This window comes from Flexivirga alba (assembly GCF_042661025.1).
In the GTDB taxonomy this organism is placed as follows: Bacteria; Actinomycetota; Actinomycetes; order Actinomycetales; family Dermatophilaceae; genus Flexivirga; species Flexivirga alba.
The window spans coordinates 2,233,511-2,252,222 of record NZ_JBHSWH010000001.1 but is presented as its reverse complement, the minus strand read 5'-3'; the positions used below and the strand labels follow the sequence as shown (position 1 = coordinate 2,252,222).

General features: G+C 69.6%; 16 protein-coding genes, 1 tRNA gene and 2 pseudogenes. 15 read left to right on the top strand and 4 right to left on the bottom strand.

Features of this window, described 5'->3' with window-relative positions; genetic code table 11:
• Positions 1–3: 3 nt before the first annotated feature.
• The 3 genes and pseudogenes from thrC to lysA all read right to left on the bottom strand — a co-directional run bounded on the left by thrC (position 4) and on the right by lysA (position 3,744).
• A pseudogene (gene thrC / locus ACFQDH_RS11115) lies at positions 4–1,091 on the bottom strand (threonine synthase).
• Positions 1,091–2,377, bottom strand: a pseudogene (locus tag ACFQDH_RS11110) (homoserine dehydrogenase). The pseudogenes thrC and ACFQDH_RS11110 overlap by 1 nt, the downstream one beginning before the upstream one ends.
• An 8-nt stretch (positions 2,378–2,385) precedes the next feature.
• Positions 2,386–3,744, bottom strand: a complete 1,359-nt coding sequence (lysA, locus tag ACFQDH_RS11105; protein ID WP_382401261.1) for a diaminopimelate decarboxylase — start codon at positions 3,742–3,744, stop codon at positions 2,386–2,388.
• Positions 3,745–3,947: 203 nt separating this feature from the next.
• Between lysA and ACFQDH_RS11100 the strand changes: the two genes are divergently transcribed.
• A tRNA-Arg gene (locus ACFQDH_RS11100) sits at positions 3,948–4,019 on the top strand.
• A 57-nt stretch (positions 4,020–4,076) separates the two neighbouring features.
• Here the strand turns inward: ACFQDH_RS11100 and ACFQDH_RS11095 are convergent.
• The gene (locus ACFQDH_RS11095) at positions 4,077–5,291 is read right to left on the bottom strand and encodes an IS481 family transposase (RefSeq protein WP_382401259.1); all 1,215 of its coding nucleotides are present in this window, start codon (positions 5,289–5,291) and stop codon (positions 4,077–4,079) included.
• A gap of 507 nt (positions 5,292–5,798) precedes the next feature.
• Between ACFQDH_RS11095 and ACFQDH_RS11090 the strand changes: the two genes are divergently transcribed.
• From ACFQDH_RS11090 to ACFQDH_RS11025, 14 genes are all read left to right on the top strand, one after another.
• Positions 5,799–6,554, top strand: a complete 756-nt coding sequence (locus ACFQDH_RS11090) for an AfsR/SARP family transcriptional regulator (protein ID WP_382401257.1) — start codon at positions 5,799–5,801, stop codon at positions 6,552–6,554.
• 247 nt (positions 6,555–6,801) lie between these two features.
• Positions 6,802–7,404: a Pvc16 family protein gene (locus ACFQDH_RS11085; protein ID WP_382401255.1), complete on the top strand. Its 603-nt coding sequence runs from the start codon at positions 6,802–6,804 to the stop codon at positions 7,402–7,404.
• Between the two features lie 6 nt (positions 7,405–7,410).
• Complete coding sequence (locus tag ACFQDH_RS11080) at positions 7,411–8,154, top strand: hypothetical protein (RefSeq protein ID WP_382401253.1); 744 nt, start codon at positions 7,411–7,413, stop codon at positions 8,152–8,154.
• Positions 8,112–8,582 carry a hypothetical protein gene (locus ACFQDH_RS11075; RefSeq protein WP_382401251.1) on the top strand — a complete coding sequence of 157 codons (471 nt, stop codon included), beginning with the start codon at positions 8,112–8,114 and terminating at the stop codon, positions 8,580–8,582. Before ACFQDH_RS11080 ends, ACFQDH_RS11075 begins: the two co-directional genes overlap by 43 nt.
• A gap of 34 nt (positions 8,583–8,616) precedes the next feature.
• Complete coding sequence (locus tag ACFQDH_RS11070) at positions 8,617–11,958, top strand: phage tail sheath C-terminal domain-containing protein (protein ID WP_382401249.1); 3,342 nt, start codon at positions 8,617–8,619, stop codon at positions 11,956–11,958.
• A gap of 11 nt (positions 11,959–11,969) precedes the next feature.
• Entirely contained in the window at positions 11,970–12,413 is a 444-nt protein-coding gene (locus ACFQDH_RS11065; protein WP_382401247.1) for a phage tail protein, read from the top strand.
• A gap of 2 nt (positions 12,414–12,415) precedes the next feature.
• Positions 12,416–14,404 carry a phage tail sheath family protein gene (locus tag ACFQDH_RS11060; protein ID WP_382401245.1) on the top strand — a complete coding sequence of 663 codons (1,989 nt, stop codon included), beginning with the start codon at positions 12,416–12,418 and terminating at the stop codon, positions 14,402–14,404.
• Positions 14,401–14,742 carry a phage tail protein gene (locus ACFQDH_RS11055; RefSeq protein ID WP_382401243.1) on the top strand — a complete coding sequence of 114 codons (342 nt, stop codon included), beginning with the start codon at positions 14,401–14,403 and terminating at the stop codon, positions 14,740–14,742. The genes ACFQDH_RS11060 and ACFQDH_RS11055 overlap by 4 nt, the downstream gene beginning before the upstream one ends.
• Positions 14,682–14,957 (top strand): phage tail protein, encoded by a 276-nt coding sequence (locus ACFQDH_RS11050; RefSeq protein ID WP_382401241.1) that lies wholly within the window; start codon positions 14,682–14,684, stop codon positions 14,955–14,957. Before ACFQDH_RS11055 ends, ACFQDH_RS11050 begins: the two co-directional genes overlap by 61 nt.
• Positions 14,957–15,160 (top strand): hypothetical protein, encoded by a 204-nt coding sequence (locus ACFQDH_RS11045; protein ID WP_382401239.1) that lies wholly within the window; start codon positions 14,957–14,959, stop codon positions 15,158–15,160. The genes ACFQDH_RS11050 and ACFQDH_RS11045 overlap by 1 nt, the downstream gene beginning before the upstream one ends.
• Before the next feature lie 6 nt (positions 15,161–15,166).
• Positions 15,167–15,871 (top strand): CIS tube protein, encoded by a 705-nt coding sequence (locus ACFQDH_RS11040; RefSeq protein ID WP_382401237.1) that lies wholly within the window; start codon positions 15,167–15,169, stop codon positions 15,869–15,871.
• Positions 15,871–17,112 (top strand): phage late control D family protein, encoded by a 1,242-nt coding sequence (locus ACFQDH_RS11035; protein ID WP_382401235.1) that lies wholly within the window; start codon positions 15,871–15,873, stop codon positions 17,110–17,112. The genes ACFQDH_RS11040 and ACFQDH_RS11035 overlap by 1 nt, the downstream gene beginning before the upstream one ends.
• A complete protein-coding gene (locus ACFQDH_RS11030; protein WP_382401233.1) occupies positions 17,109–17,912 on the top strand; it encodes a phage baseplate assembly protein V in 804 nt (267 codons plus the stop codon). The genes ACFQDH_RS11035 and ACFQDH_RS11030 overlap by 4 nt, the downstream gene beginning before the upstream one ends.
• Positions 17,909–18,676 (top strand): hypothetical protein, encoded by a 768-nt coding sequence (locus tag ACFQDH_RS11025; protein WP_382401231.1) that lies wholly within the window; start codon positions 17,909–17,911, stop codon positions 18,674–18,676. The genes ACFQDH_RS11030 and ACFQDH_RS11025 overlap by 4 nt, the downstream gene beginning before the upstream one ends.
• Positions 18,677–18,712: the final 36 nt, after the last annotated feature.

The window sequence follows — 18,712 nt, the reverse complement described above, 5'->3', positions numbered from 1 at the left end:
CGGTCAGCCTTCCAGGCCGAGCGCGCGCGCAGCGGTCACCGCGTCCACTGGCACCTTGGTCGGCTGCACTTGCTGCCCGTCGGCGTCCTGCAACGCCCACTGTGGGTCTTTCAGACCGTGCCCGGTGACGGTGCAGACGATCGTCGCACCGGCGGGGATCTCGCCACGCTCGTGCATCATCAGCAGGCCGGCGATGCTGGCCGCCGAACCCGGCTCGACGAAGATGCCTTCCTTGCTCGAGATGAGGTGATGGGCGCGCAGGATCTGCTCGTCGGTCACTGCGTCGATCAGCCCACCGGACTCGTCGCGCGCCGCGATCGCCTGCTGCCAGGACGCCGGGTTGCCGATCCGGATCGCCGTCGCGATCGTGTCCGGTTCGTCGACCGGGTGACCCTTGACGATCGGCGCCGCGCCGGCGGCCTGGAAACCCCACATCCTGGGAGACTTGGTCGTCGCACCATCGGATCCGACTGGCAATGCAGCGGATTCGCGATAGCCCTTCCAGTAGGCGGTGATGTTGCCGGCGTTCCCGACCGGCAGGCAGTGGATGTCCGGAGCGTCGCCGAGCACGTCGATCACCTCGAACGCCGCGGTCTTCTGACCTTCGATGCGCGCCGGGTTGACCGAGTTGACCAGCTCCACCGGGTAGGACTCGGCCAGCTTGCGCGCGAGGGTCAGGCAGTCGTCGAAGTTGCCGTCCACCTGCAGCAGCTGCGCCCGTGCGCGATCGCCTGGGCGAGCTTGCCCATGGCGATCTTGCCCTCGGGAACGAGCACGCCGCACGTCATACCGGCCTTGGTCGCGTATGCCGCGGCAGATGCCGACGTGTTGCCGGTGGAGGCGCAAATCACTGCCTTGGCACCGGCTTTCGCGGCTGCGGAGATCGCTGCCGTCATCCCGCGGTCCTTGAACGAACCCGTCGGGTTGAGGCCCTCGAACTTCACGTGCACGTCGGCGCCGACCTGCGCACTGAGCCACCCGGCGTGGATCAGCGGCGTACCGCCCTCCCCCAACGTGATGACCGGCGCACCTGCCAATGAAGGCAGCCTGTCGGCATATTCACGAATAACGCCTCGCCATTGCTTGGCCATCACAGTCCTTCCACACGCAGCACGGAGCTGACCGCGTGCACATCATCGAGCTTGCGGAGTTCATCGACGGTCGCGACCAGCGACGCGTCGGTCGCTTGGTTCGTGACCAGCTGCAGGATCGCCAGGCCTTCTTCCGACCGGCGCACCCCTGGCGCATACTCTCGATCGAAACATCGTGTGCGCCAAAGACATTCGCGACCCGTGCGAGCACTCCGGGCCGGTCGAGCACGTCCAGCCGGATGAAGTAGCTCGTCTCGGTCTGCGCGATCGGCAACACCGGTAGCTCGGCGTATGCCGACTCCCGCGGTCCGTGACCACCCACCACCCGGTGGCGGCCGGCCTGGACCAGGTCGCCGAGGACGGCCGATGCGGTCGGCGCGGCGCCGGCACCCTTGCCGTAGAACATCAGCTCGCCGGCAAGCGCGGTCTCCAGGAAGACGGCGTTGAACGCGTCGTGCACCGACGCGAGGGTGCGAGCGCGGCACCAGCGTCGGATGGACACGCGCGCTGACACCGTCCGGAGTCCTCTCGCAGATCGCGAGAAGCTTTACGACACAACCGATCTTGCGCGCATCGCGGATGTCGGCGTCGGTGATGCCCATGATGCCTTCACAGTGCACGTCGTCGCTCGACACACGCGTGTGGAAGGCGAGCGAGGCGAGGATCGCGGCCTTGGCCTGCGCGTCGTGTCCCTCGACGTCGGCGGCAGGGTCGGCTTCGGCATACCCGAGTTCCTGGGCCTCGGCCAGCACGTCCGCCAGCGCGGCGCCGGTGCGGTCCATCTTGTCGAGGATGTAGTTGGTGGTGCCGTTGACGATGCCCATGACCCGATGCACATCGTCACCGGCGAGCGACTCGCGCAACGGACGCAGCAGCGGTATGGCGCCTGCCACCGACGCCTCGAAGGAGAAGTCGACGTTGCGCGCATCGGCTGCGGCATACAAGCGCGGGCCGTCGGCACCGAGCAGCGCCTTGTTGGCCGTGATGACCGCCGCGCCGTGCTCGATGGCCCGCAGCAACAGCGAGCGGGCCGGCTCCAGGCCACCCATCAGCTCGACCACCAGGTCGGCGTCGGCCACCAGCGACTCGGCGTCGGTGGTGAAAAGCTCTGGGGGAACACCTGATTCGGGCCGCGGCTTGTTGACGTCGCGGACGGCGACACCGATCAGCTCGAGCGGCGCGCCGACGCGCGCGGCGAGATCGGCGGCGTCATCGGTCAGCTGCCGGGCGACGGCGGTACCGACCACCCCGCAGCCGAGCAGCGCAACCCTCAATGGCTTCTCCATACGGATCTCTACTCCCCTTCGAGGGCCAACAGGTCGTCAATGGTCTCGCGGCGCAGCCAGGTGCGCACGCCATCGGCCGTGACGGCGAGGACCGGCGGTCGCGTGATGTGGTTGTACTGGCTGGACAAGGCCCGACAGTAGGCGCCGGTCGCGGCAACCGCGAGCAGATCGCCCGGACGTATGTCGCCCGGCAACTGCTGGTTTCGCACGACAATGTCGCCCGACTCGCAGTGCTTGCCCACGACCCGTGCCTGCGTGGTCGGCTCGTCACTGTGCCGATTGGCAAGCGTTGCAGTGTAATCGGCTTCGTAGAGCGCCGGGCGCGGGTTGTCACTCATGCCGCCGTCGACCGAGATATAGGTGCGCGTGAGGTCATCGGTTGCCTGAACCGGCTTCACCGTGCCGACCTCGTAGAGGGTGATGCCGGCCGGCCCGATGATCGCGCGGCCCGGCTCGATCGACACCCGCGGCACCGGCGTCTGCGCGGTCTCGCAGGCAGCCTGCACGATCGCGGCGAGCTGGGCCGCCATCTCCCGCGGGGACAGGGGCTCGTCCTCGGGCACATACGCGATGCCGAAGCCGCCGCCCAGGTCGAGCTCCGGCAACAGCACTCCGTGATCCTGGGCAACCTGCAGCTGCATGGCGATCAGGCGCTCGGCCGCTGCGCGGAAGCCGTCGGAGTCGAAGATCTGCGAGCCGATGTGTGAGTGGAAGCCGAGCAGCTGCAGCTCGTCGGGGTGCCGCAGCACCTCGGCAGCCGCCTCTGTTGCCTGGCCACCGGACAGCGAGAAGCCGAACTTCTGGTCCTCATGTGCCGTCGCGATGAATTCGTGCGTGTGCGCCTCGACCCCGGTCTTGACGCGCAGCATGACGCCGACACGCACGTTCTTGCGACGGGCAGCCGCGACGACGCGCTCGATCTCCTCGAGCGAATCGACGATGAGCCGGCCGACGCCGTAGTCGAGTGCGGCGTCGATCTCGGCGACGGACTTGTTGTTGCCGTGCATGCCGGTGCGTGCCCCGGGGAAGCCGGCCTTGGCCGCCACCGCCAACTCGCCGCTGGTGCACACGTCGAGGTTGAGATCCTCGGCATCGAGCAGCCGGACGAGCGCCGAGCACAGGAAGGCCTTGCCGGCATAGAAGACGTCGCACGTCGTGCCGATCGCCTCGAATGCGGTCCGGAACTCATCCCGGAAATCGCGTGCGCGCGCGAGGAGATCGGGCACGTCGACGAGGTATGCCGGCGTGCCGTACGTCCTCGCCAGATCGATCAGCGCATGCCCGTGCAGCGCGAGCCCGCCGTCCGCGGTCTCGGTGAGACCGGACGGCCAGATGTGGTCGGCCAGGCGGACCGGAGTGGAAGTCACGGGCGACACGATACGGCGGAGGCCGGTGCGGCATACCGCCTCGTCCGTCGGCTGAACATCGAGCTCACCTGCCACCATGTCGAGAGCACCCCTCGGTGACTGATAATCTTGCGACGTGCCGGCCGCAGGACGGGCCATTGGCACAGGCGACTGACGCGATGATGAGGAACGAATCATCGCCTTCGGCGCGCGGTTCGCCGCACGCCCCCGTAGCTCAGGGGATAGAGCACCGCCCTCCGGAGGCGGGAGCGCAGGTTCGAATCCTGCCGGGGGCACAAATGTGATGTCTCAGGACATCGGAATGGCCCGGACCTGCATTGTGCAGGTTCGGGCTATTTGTTTTTGGGTGTGGGTCCGGGTGGTCGGCCGGTGGGTTGGTAGTTGCGGGTCGGGTCGATGGTCAGGTCTCGCAGGACTTCGCCGGTGGCGGCGTGGATGATGGTGACGTGCAGGTCCTGGACGAGCAGGGTGACGTCGGTTCGGGCGTAGGTTCGTCCGATGCCGATGTGGCGGAGTCGGCCGGCGACGCGCAGGGTGACGCTGCCGGCTTTGTCGATCTTGTCGTGGCGGACGCGGTTGTGGGTGTCGGTGCTGCGGTCGGTGGGCGGGACGGCTTTGGGCAGCGTGGTGTAGATCGTTGCGGGGGTCGCGCGGTGCGGCAGGGAGCGGTGCGGCCGCTGGTGGTTGTAGATGGTGATGAAGCTGTCCACGAGTGCTTGTAGCTCGGCGAGGGTCTGTGGCTGGTCTGGTTGGGCGCGTAGCCACTTCTTCAAGGTCTGTTGGAAGCGTTCGACCTTGCCTTGGGTTTGTGGGTGGTTGGGCTGACCGTTCTTCTGGGTGACGTTGAGCTTCCGCAGCTCGTGTTCGAGGTGGTTGCGGCCACCTTTCCCGCCGGAGAACCGGGTGGTGAACACCATCCCGTTGTCGGTCAACGTCGAGGCCGGAACGCCATAGCTGCCAACGGCTTTGCGGAACTCGGCGAGCACGATCGGGCCGGTGATGCGGTGGTGTGCGGTGACTGACAGGGCGTAGCGGGAGCAGTCGTCCAGCCAGGTCAGGATCTCAGCGTCTGCGCTGGTGGTGCCATCGGGGTGGGTGAGCCGGTAGTGGGTGAAGTCGGCTTGCCAGCACTGGTTGGGTTGGGCGGCTTCGAACCGGATGTAGGAGGACTTCGGCTTCTTCTTCGGTTCGGGGGTCACCGTGCCGGCACGGACCAGGATCCGGTGGATCGTTGCCCGCGACACGGTCGTGTCGTGGCGGTGGGTCAGGTGCCAGCCGATGGTGTCCGCGCCGGCATCCAGGCCGGCGTCGGCCAGTTGCTTGCGTAACCGCAACACCAGCTCGACCGTCGCCGGTGGCGTCGCGCCGGGGCTGGTCTTCGGGGCACGCGAGCGCGGCTGGTAGGCGGCCTCGCCGTCGTCACGGTAGCGGGCCATCAGCCGGCTGATCCACCCCTGAGACACCCCGTAGGTGCGGGCAACCTGGGACTGGGACTGACCGGCCAGCACAGCAGTGATCACCAGACGACGCTTCGCAGAGTTCGACATGATCGACCCTGCCGCCGACCCGCCATTCCGATCACCTGCGACACGCTATGCCGATGACGTGAGACACCCCATTCCGATGTCCTGAACCAACACACTGCCGGGGGCACAAAGAAATGGTCCGCAGCTTGCTGCGGACCATTTCTTTGTGCGCCCGGTAGAAGTAACAGGCGCATCGGACGACCGAGAAACGAGGTCGGATGAACACGCCACGAAGTTCTCCGCTCGTCCCTCGCTCCGATACTTCGCGGGGACCCCGTTAGGGAGGCGCCGACGGGGGCACCCCGCAGCTTGCTGCGGACCATTTCGTTGTGCCCGCAGCAGAAGTAACAGGGGCCGTTTGAGCTGTCTCGAACACGCGCAACCACGATATAGTGGCAACTCGTCTGGTCCGCACTTCTGGCGGAGCAGGCGCACATCGTCTTTGCCGCCCGGTATCAAAGGCCCAGTCCTCGCCTCCTGATGCCATCAGCATCTTTCGGTGAGGGCCTGTGAAGGCAGGTGGTGGCATTGACCGCACAGATCCGCCGAGTCCGGACGCCGAACCAGGATCGGGTCGAGGAACAGGTCGAGTCGTTCGACCTGCGGCTGCTCGGCGCCTTCGACCTGCGCATCAGTGGCCAGTTGGTGCCCCTACCACTCAACGCCCGCCGCGTGCTCGCCCTGCTCGCGGTGCGCGGACGGCCGCAGGTCCGCACCAACGTGGCCTACACCCTCTGGATCGACACCACGCAGTCGCGGGCGATGGCCAACCTGCGCAGCACGCTGTGGAAGATCGGACCCCAACGCGACCGGTTGCTGACCGTCTGCGACGAGTTGCTCTGGCTGGCCCCCGAAGTACACGTCGACCTGATCCGGGTGGTCGGCAATGCCAAGCGCCTGATCGCCCGGGCACCGGATGCCGAGGTCGAGTGCGCCGACGTCGACGAGTTGGCCGCCGACCTGTTGCCCGACTGGGACGACGAGTGGTTGCAGGACGAGCGCGAGCGGCTCCGGCAGTTGCGGGTCCACGCGTTGGAGGCGCTGTGCACCCGGCTCGGCAGCGGTGGACGCGGCGCCGAGGCGGTGTGCGCCGGCCAGGCGGCAGTGGCCGCGGAGCCGCTGCGCGAGAGCGCCCAGCAGCTGCTGATCACGGCACATCTCGCCGAGGGAAACGTCTACGAGGCGCGCCGCCAGTATGAGATCTTCCGCCGGCTGCTGTGGGAAAACCTGCAGCTGAGTCCGTCCCCGCAACTCTCCGAACTGGTGTCGGCCACCCGCGGCTGAGCCCTCTTCTCCTTCGCATCGGTGACGCGCGCCTGACGCTTGGGTGACGCCCCGACCACGCCCGAACGACGCAGCGACACACGCGGGTGCGGACTCGCGCGAGACGACAGTGACCCGGCGCGGCGTACCCACCGACGCATCTGCGCCACACTTCGCACCGACGCGGGTGCGGACATCACGCTGACGGCCCGGCGACGCCCACCGGAGAACAGTTCTCGCAGAGACGCACGAGGGAGACGAGAACCCGGTGATTACCTCGATCCGCGCGACCAGCCGATCGCTGGCCGACTACCTGCAGTCGCAGTTCGAGCTGGACCCCGACCTGGCGACGCAGTTCCACGCGCCCGGGACGATGCATGTCTACCTGAACTCACCGGCCGAGATGAGCGGGGCGCGCACGGGGCTGTCGGTGTGGCTGTATCGCGTGGTGCGCGACGACCTCACCCTCAACCGGCCACCACGACGCATCACCACCGAGCTGATCCAGCCGCCGCCGCTCCCCTTGCGGCTGCACTACCTGCTGTCCCCGATCGCGGGCACCGGACAGGACGACTCTCCCGAGACCGAGCAGGTGATCCTCGGCAAGGCGCTGCAGGTGTTCAACGACCATCCCACCCTCGCCGGCGCGGATCTCACCGACGATTTCGCCGGCACCGACACCACCGTCACGACGCGATTCGAACCGCTGACCATCGATGAACTGGCCCGTGTCTGGGACGCGCTGGACACGTCATACCGCACCTCGGTCTCGGTCGAGGTCACCGTCGTCGAACTCTCGGTGGACGTCACTCTCGTGTCCGGCCCGCCGGTCCGCGTCCCGGTGCTCAACTCCGGTGTTGAGGTCGGGTGAGCGGACATGACGACGAGCGCCGGACTGACCACGATCCTCGACGGTTCGCGGGTGCACCACGTCGACCTGCTCGGCCCACGGCCGGCCGGACAGGTGTGGCAGGCGGTGGTGCTGCTGCAGGCGTTCGACGAACTCACCGGCCGCACGGTGCAAGGCCGGCTTGCGATCACCACGCGGACCGCCGGCCTGACTGGGGGCACGAGCGAGAACGGGGTCGGCGGGCTGGTTGGCGTGCCGGTGCGCGCCTTTCCCGACCTTGCCGGCACCGCCCGCTCTGCGGAGCTGCGCGTCGAGACGCCCGGCTACTTGCCGTGGACCGGCACCGTCACCGTGCCTGCCCAACCGGGGTTCCCGGCCACCTTCGACGGCGTCCGACTCGGCCGGATCGACCTGCGCCGGGCGCCGATCCGCGTCGAGGTGCACACCTTCAAGCTCACGGCGCAGGGCAGCACCGTGGCTGTCGGCGGTGCGGACGTGCGAGTCACCGGCGTATGGCGCACGTTCGCCGCGCTCACCCAACCGGCGACGCCGCCCGGTCTGCTCGCGGTTCCGCTCGGTGCGTCGCAGCCGTGGCCGGTGGGCACCGGCATCGACAGCGTCAGCCTGGTCCCGGTCGCCGAGCCGACGCGGGTGCTCGCGGAGCCCGCGGCACCGGGTGACCGCACCGTGTCGGTGAGCCGCGCCGGGGCCCTGGCTCCGGGGACCTCGTGGGCATCGACCTGGCCGACCCCGACCGTCGCGGATACCTGACGGTGCAGTCGCTGTCGGCCGCGGGCGACCAGGACTCACCGGTGAACCTGACGCTCAGCGGGCCGGTGCGCGTCGCGCACGCCGCCGGGGTCGGCGTCCGTCGGGTCACCGCCCCGGCACCGTCACCCGCGGACACCACCACGACGGATCCGGTGGCGATCGGCGACCCGACCGTGTTCGTCGGCACCACCGTCCCGTTCGCCAGTGTCGAGCTGGTCCGCGCCGCCGGCGCCGGCATCGCGGACGAATACCTGGACAGTCACCTTTACCGGTCGACCTCCGCCGTGGACGGGACCGCCCGGTTGCCACCGATCAGCCGGGTGGCCGCTCTGGAGATCACCGCCGTCAATGGCGGATTGACCGCAACCGTCCGGGTGACCCCGGACTACCTGACCCCGGTCAACACCGTGGGACTCACGCTGCGCTGACGCCCGCTCCACTCCAGCAACGACGGAGGATCCGATGCCCGAATATCTCGCCCCCGGGGTGTATGTCGAGGAGATCGACACCGGCTCGAAGCCCATCGAGGGCGTCAGCACCAGCACGTGCGGCGTGGTCGGCGTCGCCGAACGCGGCCCGACCGACGTGCCGATCCTGATCACGAGTGTGGGGGACTTCACCCGGACGTTCGGTGGCCTGCTGCGCGCCGACGACTACGGCGAGCATCGCTTCCTGCCGCACGCCATCGAGGGGTTCTTCACCAACGGCGGCAAACGCGTGTATGCCGTCCGGGTGGTCGACGCGGCGGCGTCGCGGGCGGCCACCTCGCTGTTCTACCCGGGCACGGCGGCACCGGTGCCGTCGGTGCTGGTGCGCCCGGCCGGCGAGGGGACGGGCACCGCCGCCAACCTGCCGGAGTTGCTCGCGCTGCCCGGCTCCGGTCTCGCGCCCGGAGACTGGGTGCGAGTGGGCGACGGCAGCGGCGCCGAGTACCGGCAGGTGGCGGCCGCACCGACTGCGAACACCACGATGGTCCCGCTGGCGCTGCCGCTGGCCCGGTCGCATCCTGCCGGTGAGCCGGTGGAGGAATACGTCCGTGCGGTGACCCTCGGTTTCACCCTGCCCGCGGATGTCGCTGCCGGTGCGGAGCTGATCACCGTCCAGGGGGCACACGCCGATGTCGCGGCGCTGTCGGCCGGCGACTGCCTCGAGTTCGGCGCGGCGCCCACGGCCGAATACCGGACGGTGCGCGAGACGACCGCGACCACCGTGGTCAGTCCTGCCGACTCGACCACCCAAGTCCGGATCGACTCCGGCGTCGTGCTGTCACACCCCGGCTCCGACGCGGTGTCCCGCGTCGACCTCAGCGCCGGCGCGGTGACCACCGCCGCGGTCGGGCTGGCCACCGGCGGAAGCGCGACAGTGTTCGTCGACGACACGCAGGGCGCGTTCACCGATCGCACCCACCTGGTGCGCGTCGGGACGCCCGCGACCGCCGAGGTGGGCCGTATCGGCGAGCTCGACAAGTTCGAGGTGGCGCCCGCCACCGGCGGGTACGACGCGGGAACGCTGGTCCAAGCCGTGCAACCGGCAGCCGACCGGACCCTGACCGCCAATGTCGCGATCGGCGACACCACTCTCACGCTGCAGGCCGGCGAGACCGCCGGGCTCGTGACCGGCCAGCGCGTGGTGCTGGACCCCGCCGGCTCCCCCGAAACGCTCACGATCACCTCCATCGACGCCGGCGCCGACACACTGACTCTCACGCCGGCTGCCGCCGCCGCGCACACCGCACCGGCTGCCGTGGTGCCCCGGGACTCGCTGACCACCGCTGTCACCACCGCCGGCGGCGCGGTCGCGGCCCTGGACGACCGGATCGGGATCGGCGAAGACTCCGTCCTGCGCATCGGTGCCGGCACCGGCGCGCAGATCGTGACCGTAGTGTCGCTGCCCGCGCTGAGCGGAGTCGCGCCCGACCCCGGCACCGTGGTCGTCAGTCCATCGCTCACCCAGGGCCGGCCGGCCGGCGCGGCCGTCACCCGGCTCGGTGCCGTCACCGCGGTCGCCGGGCGCCAGGCGTGTGTCCTGGCGTTGCCCGCACCGGCCGGCGACGGCAGCCTGCTGCTCAGCGACGGCGACGGCTTCGCCGCGGGCGACCTGCTGCGCCTCACCACCGCGGCGGAGGTGTCCTATGTCGCCGTCACCGCGGCCCCGGCCGCCCCGGCCGCGCCGGTACAGGTGCCGCTGCAGACCGCACTCGCCCGCGCGCACCCTGCCGGCTCGATGCTGGTCGAACGCACCCCGCTGATCGACATACAGGCCCTCGACGCCGGCAGCTGGGGCAACCGGCTGCGGATCAGCGTGCAGGACGAGACGCCGGGGCTGGTGACCAGCACCCTCGCGACGATGGTGAATGCGACGACCATCCGGCTGGCGTCCGCCTCCGGGGTCGAGGCGGGCACGGTGCTGGAGCTCACCGACCCGGCCACCGGCACGGTGCTCGGGGACCCGGTGAAGGTCAGCAGCATCAACCGGTCCGCGCAGAACGCCATCACCCTCGCCGGCAGCGGGCTGAGCGCGGCCCAGCAGGTGATCGGCGCCGGCGTGCGCTCGCGCGAGTTCGGCATCACCGTCCGGCTGTTGCGCCAGCCCGACCCGAACGTGCCGTCCCGGGACAGCCAGGTCATCGACCTGGAGGCCTACCGCAACGTGTCGCTGGACCCGCGGCACAGCAACTACGTCGAGAAGGCGATCGGGTCGATCACCGGGCCGCTGCGCAAGTCCGACCACCGGCCCGAGGGCACCTCGCTCTACCTGCGGGTGGCCGATGTCGCCACCACCGATGCGGTGCGCCAGTCGGTGCGGCTGGGTCCGGAGACCCTGGTGGACGTGTTGCCGGACGGCCGCGTCCAACCGGCGCTGCTGCGGCTGGAGACGACGCCCGGCGACGACTCGATCGGCACCATCAGCGACGACACCTACATCGGCGCCGACAACGCCGACCCGGAGCAGCGCACCGGTCTGCAGAGTCTGCGCAACGTCGACGAGATCAGCCTGGTCGCCATACCGGGCCGTGTCAGCGCCCGGCTGCAGCAAGCGGTCATCGACCACTGCGAGCTGTTGCGATACCGATTCGCGGTGCTGGACACCACGCCCGAACCGGACGACACGATCAGCGACGCGCAGAGCCAGCGGGCTCAGTTCGACACCGAGTACGCGGCGCTGTACTACCCGTGGCTGTCGATCCCCGACCCGTTCCCGACGAACCTGGCCGACATCCACGACTACGCGATCCCGCCGGCCGGGCACGTGCTCGGCGTCTACGCCCGCACCGACATCGACCGTGGCGTCCACAAGGCGCCGGCCAACGAGGTGGTCGGCGGCATCACCGGGCTGCGACGCAGCCTCAACAAGGCCGAACAGGACATCCTCAACCCGTATCCGGTGAACGTGAACGTCATCCGCGACTTCCGCGACAACAACCGCGGGATCCGGGTGTATGGCGCCCGGGTGATCACCTCCGACCCGGACTGGAAGTACGTCAACGTCCGGCGGCTACTGATCTTCATCGAGGCGTCGCTGGACCGCGGCCTGCAGTGGGTGGTCTTCGAACCCAACGCCGACCCGCTCTGGGCGCGGGTCCGCCGGGTGATCGCCAACTTCCTGACGACGGTATGGCGCAGCGGTGCCCTCGAGGGCACCAAGGTCGAGGAGGCGTTCTTCGTCAAGTGCGACCGCACCACGATGACCCAGACCGACATCGACAACGGCCGGCTGATCGTTGTCATCGGCGTCGCACCCGTCAAACCCGCCGAATTCGTGATCGTGCGCATCGGCCTGTGGACCGCGCACGCGGACAACTGAGGAGAATCGTCATGAGTGTCCAACCGCGGATCGACCCGTTCCGGAACTTCAACTTCCGCCTGGAGATCGACAACCTGACGGTCGCCGCATTCAGCGAGGTCGGCGGCCTGACCAGCGACGGTGACACCGTCGACTACCGCACCGGGGTCGACATACCGCTCACCGCCCGCAAGTTGCCCGGTCTGCGCCGGAACGGGCCGGTGACACTCAAGCGCGGGGTGATCAAGGACAGCTCTCTGTGGGACTGGTACCGCAACATCGCCACCGGCTCAGCCGACCGCCGCAACGGCAGCGTCATCCTGATGGACGAGGCCCGCAACGACGTGCTGCGGTGGAACTTCGAGAACGCCTGGCCGAACAAGATCGAGGGACCCGCGCTCAAGGCGATGGGCAACGAGGTCGCGGTCGAGAGCGTCGAGCTGATCGTCGAGGACATCACCCTCGAGGTGGCCTGACCGTGCCCACCGCCATGCACACCGGCAGCACACCCGGCGTCTACTACCAGGCCATCGACGCCGGTGGTCCCGCCGTGACCCCGCTGCGGACCGACATCGCCGGTTTCGCGGGCATCGCGGAGCGGGGGCCGGTCGACCTGCCGGTGCCGGTGACGTCGTGGCGCCAGTTCGTGTCGTGGTTCGGTGACGTCATACCGGCGGCGTTCCTGGCGTATGCCGTGCGCGGCTTCTTCGAGAACGGCGGCGTGCGTGCCTGGGTGGTGCGGGTGGCGTCGAACGACCCGGTGGCTGGCGCCGCCGCTGCGTCCGCCGACTTCGGCGGCGCCGCCGGGCCGGTCTGGCGGCTGGCGGCGTCGACGGCAGGCGCCTGGGGCAACCGGCTGACGGTGAACCTGCGCGAGCTCAACCGGATCCAGCTGACCACCACCGGCACCGACCCCGACGGCCGGTGGAGCCGGCTGCCCGGCCTCAGCGGGCTAGCCGTCAACGACGAGGTGCGGCTGACCCAACCCGGCCGGCCGCCGGTGTGGCGGGTGGTGGCCGCCGTCGATCCCATGACGTCACAAGCCTGGTGGGTCCCGCCGGAGGGGCCCCGGCGTGGCTACCACCTGCCGGTCACCGGCCTCGACCACACCGCGCCGATGACCGTGGAGAGCGTCGAATATCGCGTCCTGGTCAGTGCGTCCGGCGTCCTCGTCGGCCTCTACGACCGGCTCTCCCTGGTGCCGGAGAACATCGGTTACGGACCGCTGGTGCTGGCCGGGGTGCGGCCCCCGGTCGACCCGGTCACCGGAACGGCCGTCTGGGCGCCGCCCGCGCCGATCCTGATCGAGGAGCTGCGGGCCGACACCGCCGACCTGCGCGGGCTGGACCTCGACCCGGCGACCGAAACGGCGCTGGCCGGCGGCCGCTCCGGCCTCTCCTGGTTGTCGGTGGACGACTTCGTCGGGCAACCGGTCGCACCGGACGACGGTCCGGTCGCGGCCGCGCTGAAACGACGTGGCCTGCGCGCGCTGGAGGACGTCGCCGAGGTCGCCCTGCTGGCCGCCCCGGACGCGCTGGTGCGCCCGGAACCACCGCGACCGGCGCCCCCGCCTCCCTGCGTGCCGGACCCGTGCCTGGACCTGGCGGCCGCGGTCATCACCTATCCGGCACCGGACGTCGATGCGCCACCGCTGTTCACCGACCAGCAGGTGTATGCCGTGCAGGCGGCGCTGGTGGAGCAGTGCGAGCGGCTGCGGTATCGCTTCGCGTTGCTCGACCCGCCATACGCCGCGGCGACCGACCCGGCCGCCGGTCTGCGCGGGGTGCTGGACTGGCGGGCCCGGTTCGACACCCGGTTCGCGGCGCTCAACCACCCGTGGCTGCGAGTGCTGGACCCGCTCGACCCCACCGGCGCGAGCATCCGGCTGGTGCCGCCGAGCGGCCACCTCGCCGGGGGCTACGCCGCCGGGGACCTGCAGACCGGCGTGCACCGGGCACCGGCCAACCGGCCGGTGCAGTGGGCGCTGGCAGCCAGCGTCGCGATCGACGAAACCGGCCACGGCGTCCTCAACGACGCGGGGGTGAACGCGATCCGGACGATCGGCAACCGCGGCCTGCGGGCGATGGGCGCGCGCACCGTCAGCAGCGACCCGGACTGGCGGTTCGTGAACGTCCGTCGGTTGATGTCGATGGTGGAGAAGGCGCTCGACATCGCGTTGCAGTGGGTGGTCTTCGAACCGAACGACGTGTTCACCCGGGCCCGGGTGACCTTGTCGGTCACGAATTTCCTGCTGGGGCTGCACGAGCAAGGCATGTTCGCCGGGTCGACACCGGCGGAGTCGTTCTACGTCACCTGCAACGAGACCAACAACCCCGAGCGCGAGATCGACCTCGGCCGGCTGCTCGTCGAGGTGGGCATCGCCCCGGCGGTGCCGTTCGAGTTCGTGGTGGTCCGCGTCGGGCGGGTCCGGGACTCGCTGCAGGTGAAGGAGGCGAGCGCCACATGAGCCTGCTTGATCCCCTCGCGTCCGCCACCGGCATCCGGCTGGACCCGCCGCTGAACCACAATTTCGTCGTGACGATGGCGGAGACGACCAGCGTCGGTTCGTTCCTGAAGTCGGCGGCTCTCAGCGCGCTGGGCGACGTGCTGTTCGGCGGGTTCAGCGAGTGCACCGGACTGGACATCACCCAGGTGGACGAGAAACGCCACGAGGGCGGACGCAACGGGACCGAGCTGCGCTTCCCCACCCGGATCACCTGGACCAACATCACCCTCACCCGGGGGTGTCGCGGATCAGTCAGAGCGGCTGGGACTGGCTGTCCGGCTTCGGCGACGGCACGGTGAAGCGGATGGACGGGCTGGTCATGCTGCTGGACTCCCATCACCTCCCGCACAACGTGTGGGCGTTCAAGCGGGCCTTTCCGGTGAAGTTCGTCGGCCCGACGATGAACGCGCTCGGCAAGGAGGTCGCCGTCGAAAAGCTCGAGCTGGCGCACGAGGGACTCTGGCAGCTGTCGATCCTCAAGCAGGGTGCGCGCGCGCTGGGGGTGAGCCTGTGATGCCGGGCGAGATTCACATCGACGAACTGCACACCACGCACGACTCAGTGTCGGCACAGGCGCTGCTGACCCCCGAGCTGCTGGCCCGGATCGTCGCCGCCGTCCGCGACTGCGAACGCGTCGAGCGGCAGCGCCGGCAGGACCGGGAGGCCGACCTGGACACGCGCTCGGTCGTCGACCAGCAACGCGCCGGGCGGCGGTGATCCGCCGTGGCCAACCTGCTGAAGGCGAAGTTCACGGTGGAGAAGAAGGGCGGTCAGACCGAGTCGATCGACGTGGCGTACAACCCGGAAACCCTGACCTTCGAGAAGTCACCGAAGTTCGCCGACATACCCATCCCGGGCCTGGATGCGCCGCTGCGGCAGTTCGTGCGCGGTCAGAGCGAGTCCCTGGCCGTCGAGCTGTTCTTCGACACCACCGACACCGGCACCGGCGCGAACGCCACCAGCGTCACCACCCTGACCGACAAGTTCTACGGCCTGGTGAAGATCGACCCGCAGACCCACGCGCCGCCGGTCTGCACGTTCCAATGGGGCAAGAAGTTCCCCGGCGACAGTCTGCCGGAGATGTACCACAACCAGCGCCGCACCGACTTTCGCGGCCTGGTCACCAAGGTCAAGCAGGACTTCTCGCTGTTCAGTCCCGAGGGCACCCCGTTGCGCGCGGTGCTGACGTTGTCCATGGAGGAATACCGCCCGCTGGACGAACAGCTCAAGCGTCTGGACCTGCTGTCGGCCGACCACACCCGCAGCCACGTGGTCGCCGCCGGCGACACGGTGGCGTCGATCGCCTGGCAGTACTTCGACGCGCCGACCCGGTGGCGCACCGTCGCCGACGCCAACGCCCTGGACGACCCGCGCCGGATCGGGGTCGGCACCGCACTAGTGCTGCCGCCGCTGGAGGGGAGCAGCTGATGTGCCCACCGACGACGCTGACCACGCTCGGTGCCGAGTCACGCACCCAGGGCGCGTTCTACGTGCCGCGTTTCGAGGTGAAGATCGACGGCGCGAACCTGCCCCGCAACGTGCTGCGCGACGTGCGTTCGCTGACCTACCAGGACAGCGTGGACTCGATCGACTCCTTCCAGCTGGAGGTGAACAACTGGGACGAGGTGGACCGCTCATTCCGCTACATCGGCTCGGAGACCGCCGCCGAGCTGACGCCGGGCAACGCGGCATACACCCGGCGCACGCTGTTCGAGCCGTGCGGCAAGGAGGTCGAGCTGCGGATGGGCTACGGCGAGAGCACGCAGCTGGTGCCCATGCTCAAGGGGCATTTCACCACGATGAAACCGGCCTTCACCGACGGGGGCGCCATCCTCACCGTCACCGGGCTGAACGTCCTGCATCAGCTGCGCCGCAAGCAATACACCACCACCTGGACGGACAAGAGGGACAGCGAGATCGCCCGGGACCTGGCCCAGCGCACCGATGCCGGCACGAAGCGCTTCCCACTGCCGATCGTCATCGACCAGAACGCGATGGGCGACGAGAAGCCGGTGCCGCTGGTCACCCAGCGCAACCAGTACGACATCGACTTCCTCTTCCAGCGGGCCCGCGTGCGCGGCTACGTCGTGTTCATCCAGGAAGCGGACACCTCCACCGGCCGGCCGCGGCAGCTGTACTTCGGCCCGTCGCAGCCGGGCATGATCCCGGGCCTGCGCCAGGTGGAGTTCCGGCTGACCTGGGGCCGGTCACTGATCGAGTTCCAGCCCAAGCTGACCACCGCCAATCAGGTGCGCCAGGTGACCGTGCGCGGCTGGCACCGCACCCGCAAGCAGCTGATCACCCGCACCGTCACCCTCGACGACCCGCGGATCCGGATCAACACCGACCTCTACCGGGTGCTCAACGCGTGCGACCCGCACGAGGAGATCGTGGTCGACGAACCGGTGTTCACCAACTGCCAGGCGCGCGAGCGGGCGATCGCGATCCTGCGCGACCAGACCAAGCAGATCGTCACCGCGACCGGGGTCAAGGTCGTCGGGCTGCCCGACCTGCGCTCCGGGCAGGTCGTCACCATCGACGGCGTCGGTGCCCGGCTGTCCGGGGAGTATTTCGTCACCAAGACCACCCACACGATCGACGACAACGGCTACCTGACCACCTTCGACTGCCGACGCGAGCAGTACGCCCATCATGGAGGTGGCCGATGACGGACACCCTCACCGGCGTCGTGATCGGGCTGATCACCGACGTCGACGACCCGCTCGGGCAGGGCCGGGTGCAGATCAAACTGCCCTGGCTGTCGGACGACCCGCACGGCTGGGCACCGGTCGCCTCCCCGATGGCGGGCGAGAAGCGCGGCTACTGGTTCCGGCCCGAGGTCGGCGACGAGGCACTGGTGACCTTCCTGCAGGGCGACGGCGATCACCCCTTCGTCATCGGCTTCCTGCACAACGGCGTCGACGTGCCCCCGTCGGACGGCATCGACCAGCACGTCCGCCGGGTGCGGTCGGTAGCCGGGCACGTCGTCGACCTGGACGACCGCTCGGGGCAGGAGAAGGTGCGCGTGCGCACCAACGGCGGCCATGTGCTGGAGCTGCGGGACTCGGACGCGACCATCGCGCTCACCACGAGCGGCGGTCAGCAGGTCACCCTGCAGGACACGCCCGCGCAAATCGAGTTGACGACGGACACCGGCACGAAGGTGATCCTGACGGACGCGCCCAGCGAGGTGCGGGTCAGCACGGTCGGCGGAGTGTCCCTCGCCATCTCCGACACCGGGGTGACACTCACGGCCGCGACCGCGCCGGTCACGGTGACCGCGCCGTCGGCCACGCTCACCACCACCGGGGCGCTGTCGTGCAACGCGACGGCCATCTCGCTGACCGGTGCCGCGGTGTCGGTGAATTCTGCGGTCACGACGTTCTCCGGCGTGGTCGCGTGCCAGTCGCTGATCGCCTCCGCGGTGGTCAGTTCGTCATACACGCCGGGTGTGGGGAACCTGCTGTGAACACGCCCGTCCTCACCGTCCCCGCCCCGGCGCTGAAGTTCGACGACGCCGGCGGCGGTGCCGCCGTTCTGGAGAAGCCGGTGACGGTGCTGCTCGGTCCGGTGACCGCCGCCGGTGACCCGGTGGCGCCGTCGGCACTCACCGGATTCGGGTTCGCCGTGGTACGACGCCGCACGGCGGGTGCAGCCACGGAGGTCTGGGACGACCAGGGCAAGCACTGGCTGCCCGACACACCGGCGTCGGCCGCCACGCCCATCGCACTCGCCTACCGCGTCGGCGACCCGGCACCGTGGCAGGGAATGCTCGTCGCCGGCGGCGCCACGGATTCGGCCGGTGCACCGGCGTTCGCGAAGGCGGCCGGTGGCTACCCGCAGTACACCGTCCGCGGCGCGTTCACCGCGACCGGCGGCAGCCCTGTCGCGGGGCCGTCCAGCACGCCGTTCACCCTGGTCGGAGCCGCGGACAAGAACCTCATCGTGGTCGGTGCCGGCCCTGACGAATCCCCCACGGACGCAACGCAAATCAGAGTGTTGCTGAAGAACACCGCACTGCAGGAGATCGGTGGCCTGGTCATCGACCGCGACTCCCCCGGGGCCGCCGTGACGATCCGCAACGCGGCCGGTGCAAGCGTGCTGCTGCGCGCCGACGGGGGCGTCGAGGTGCACCCAGCTCCCGGGCGCGGGGTGCTGATCGCCGGCGACCTGGAGGCGGAGCGCGTCACCTACCGGCCGGCCGGCGGCGGTCCGAAGCGGGTGCTGTCATGAGCGAGCGAAGCGGGCGATCAAGAACATCGGGGACTG

Bases quoted from the DNA above. Each gene is read 5' to 3' on its own strand.
- ACFQDH_RS11095 (WP_382401259.1), bottom strand. From the start codon at position 5,291: ATGTCGAACTCTGCGAAGCGTCGTCTGGTGATCACTGCTGTGCTGGCC.
- ACFQDH_RS11080 (WP_382401253.1), top strand. From the start codon at position 7,411: ATGACGACGAGCGCCGGACTGACCACGATCCTCGACGGTTCGCGGGTG.
- ACFQDH_RS11055 (WP_382401243.1), top strand. From the start codon at position 14,401: ATGAGCCTGCTTGATCCCCTCGCGTCCGCCACCGGCATCCGGCTGGAC.
- ACFQDH_RS11070 (WP_382401249.1), top strand. From the start codon at position 8,617: ATGCCCGAATATCTCGCCCCCGGGGTGTATGTCGAGGAGATCGACACC.
- ACFQDH_RS11065 (WP_382401247.1), top strand. From the start codon at position 11,970: ATGAGTGTCCAACCGCGGATCGACCCGTTCCGGAACTTCAACTTCCGC.
- ACFQDH_RS11045 (WP_382401239.1), top strand. From the start codon at position 14,957: ATGCCGGGCGAGATTCACATCGACGAACTGCACACCACGCACGACTCA.
- ACFQDH_RS11030 (WP_382401233.1), top strand. From the start codon at position 17,109: ATGACGGACACCCTCACCGGCGTCGTGATCGGGCTGATCACCGACGTC.
- ACFQDH_RS11035 (WP_382401235.1), top strand. From the start codon at position 15,871: ATGTGCCCACCGACGACGCTGACCACGCTCGGTGCCGAGTCACGCACC.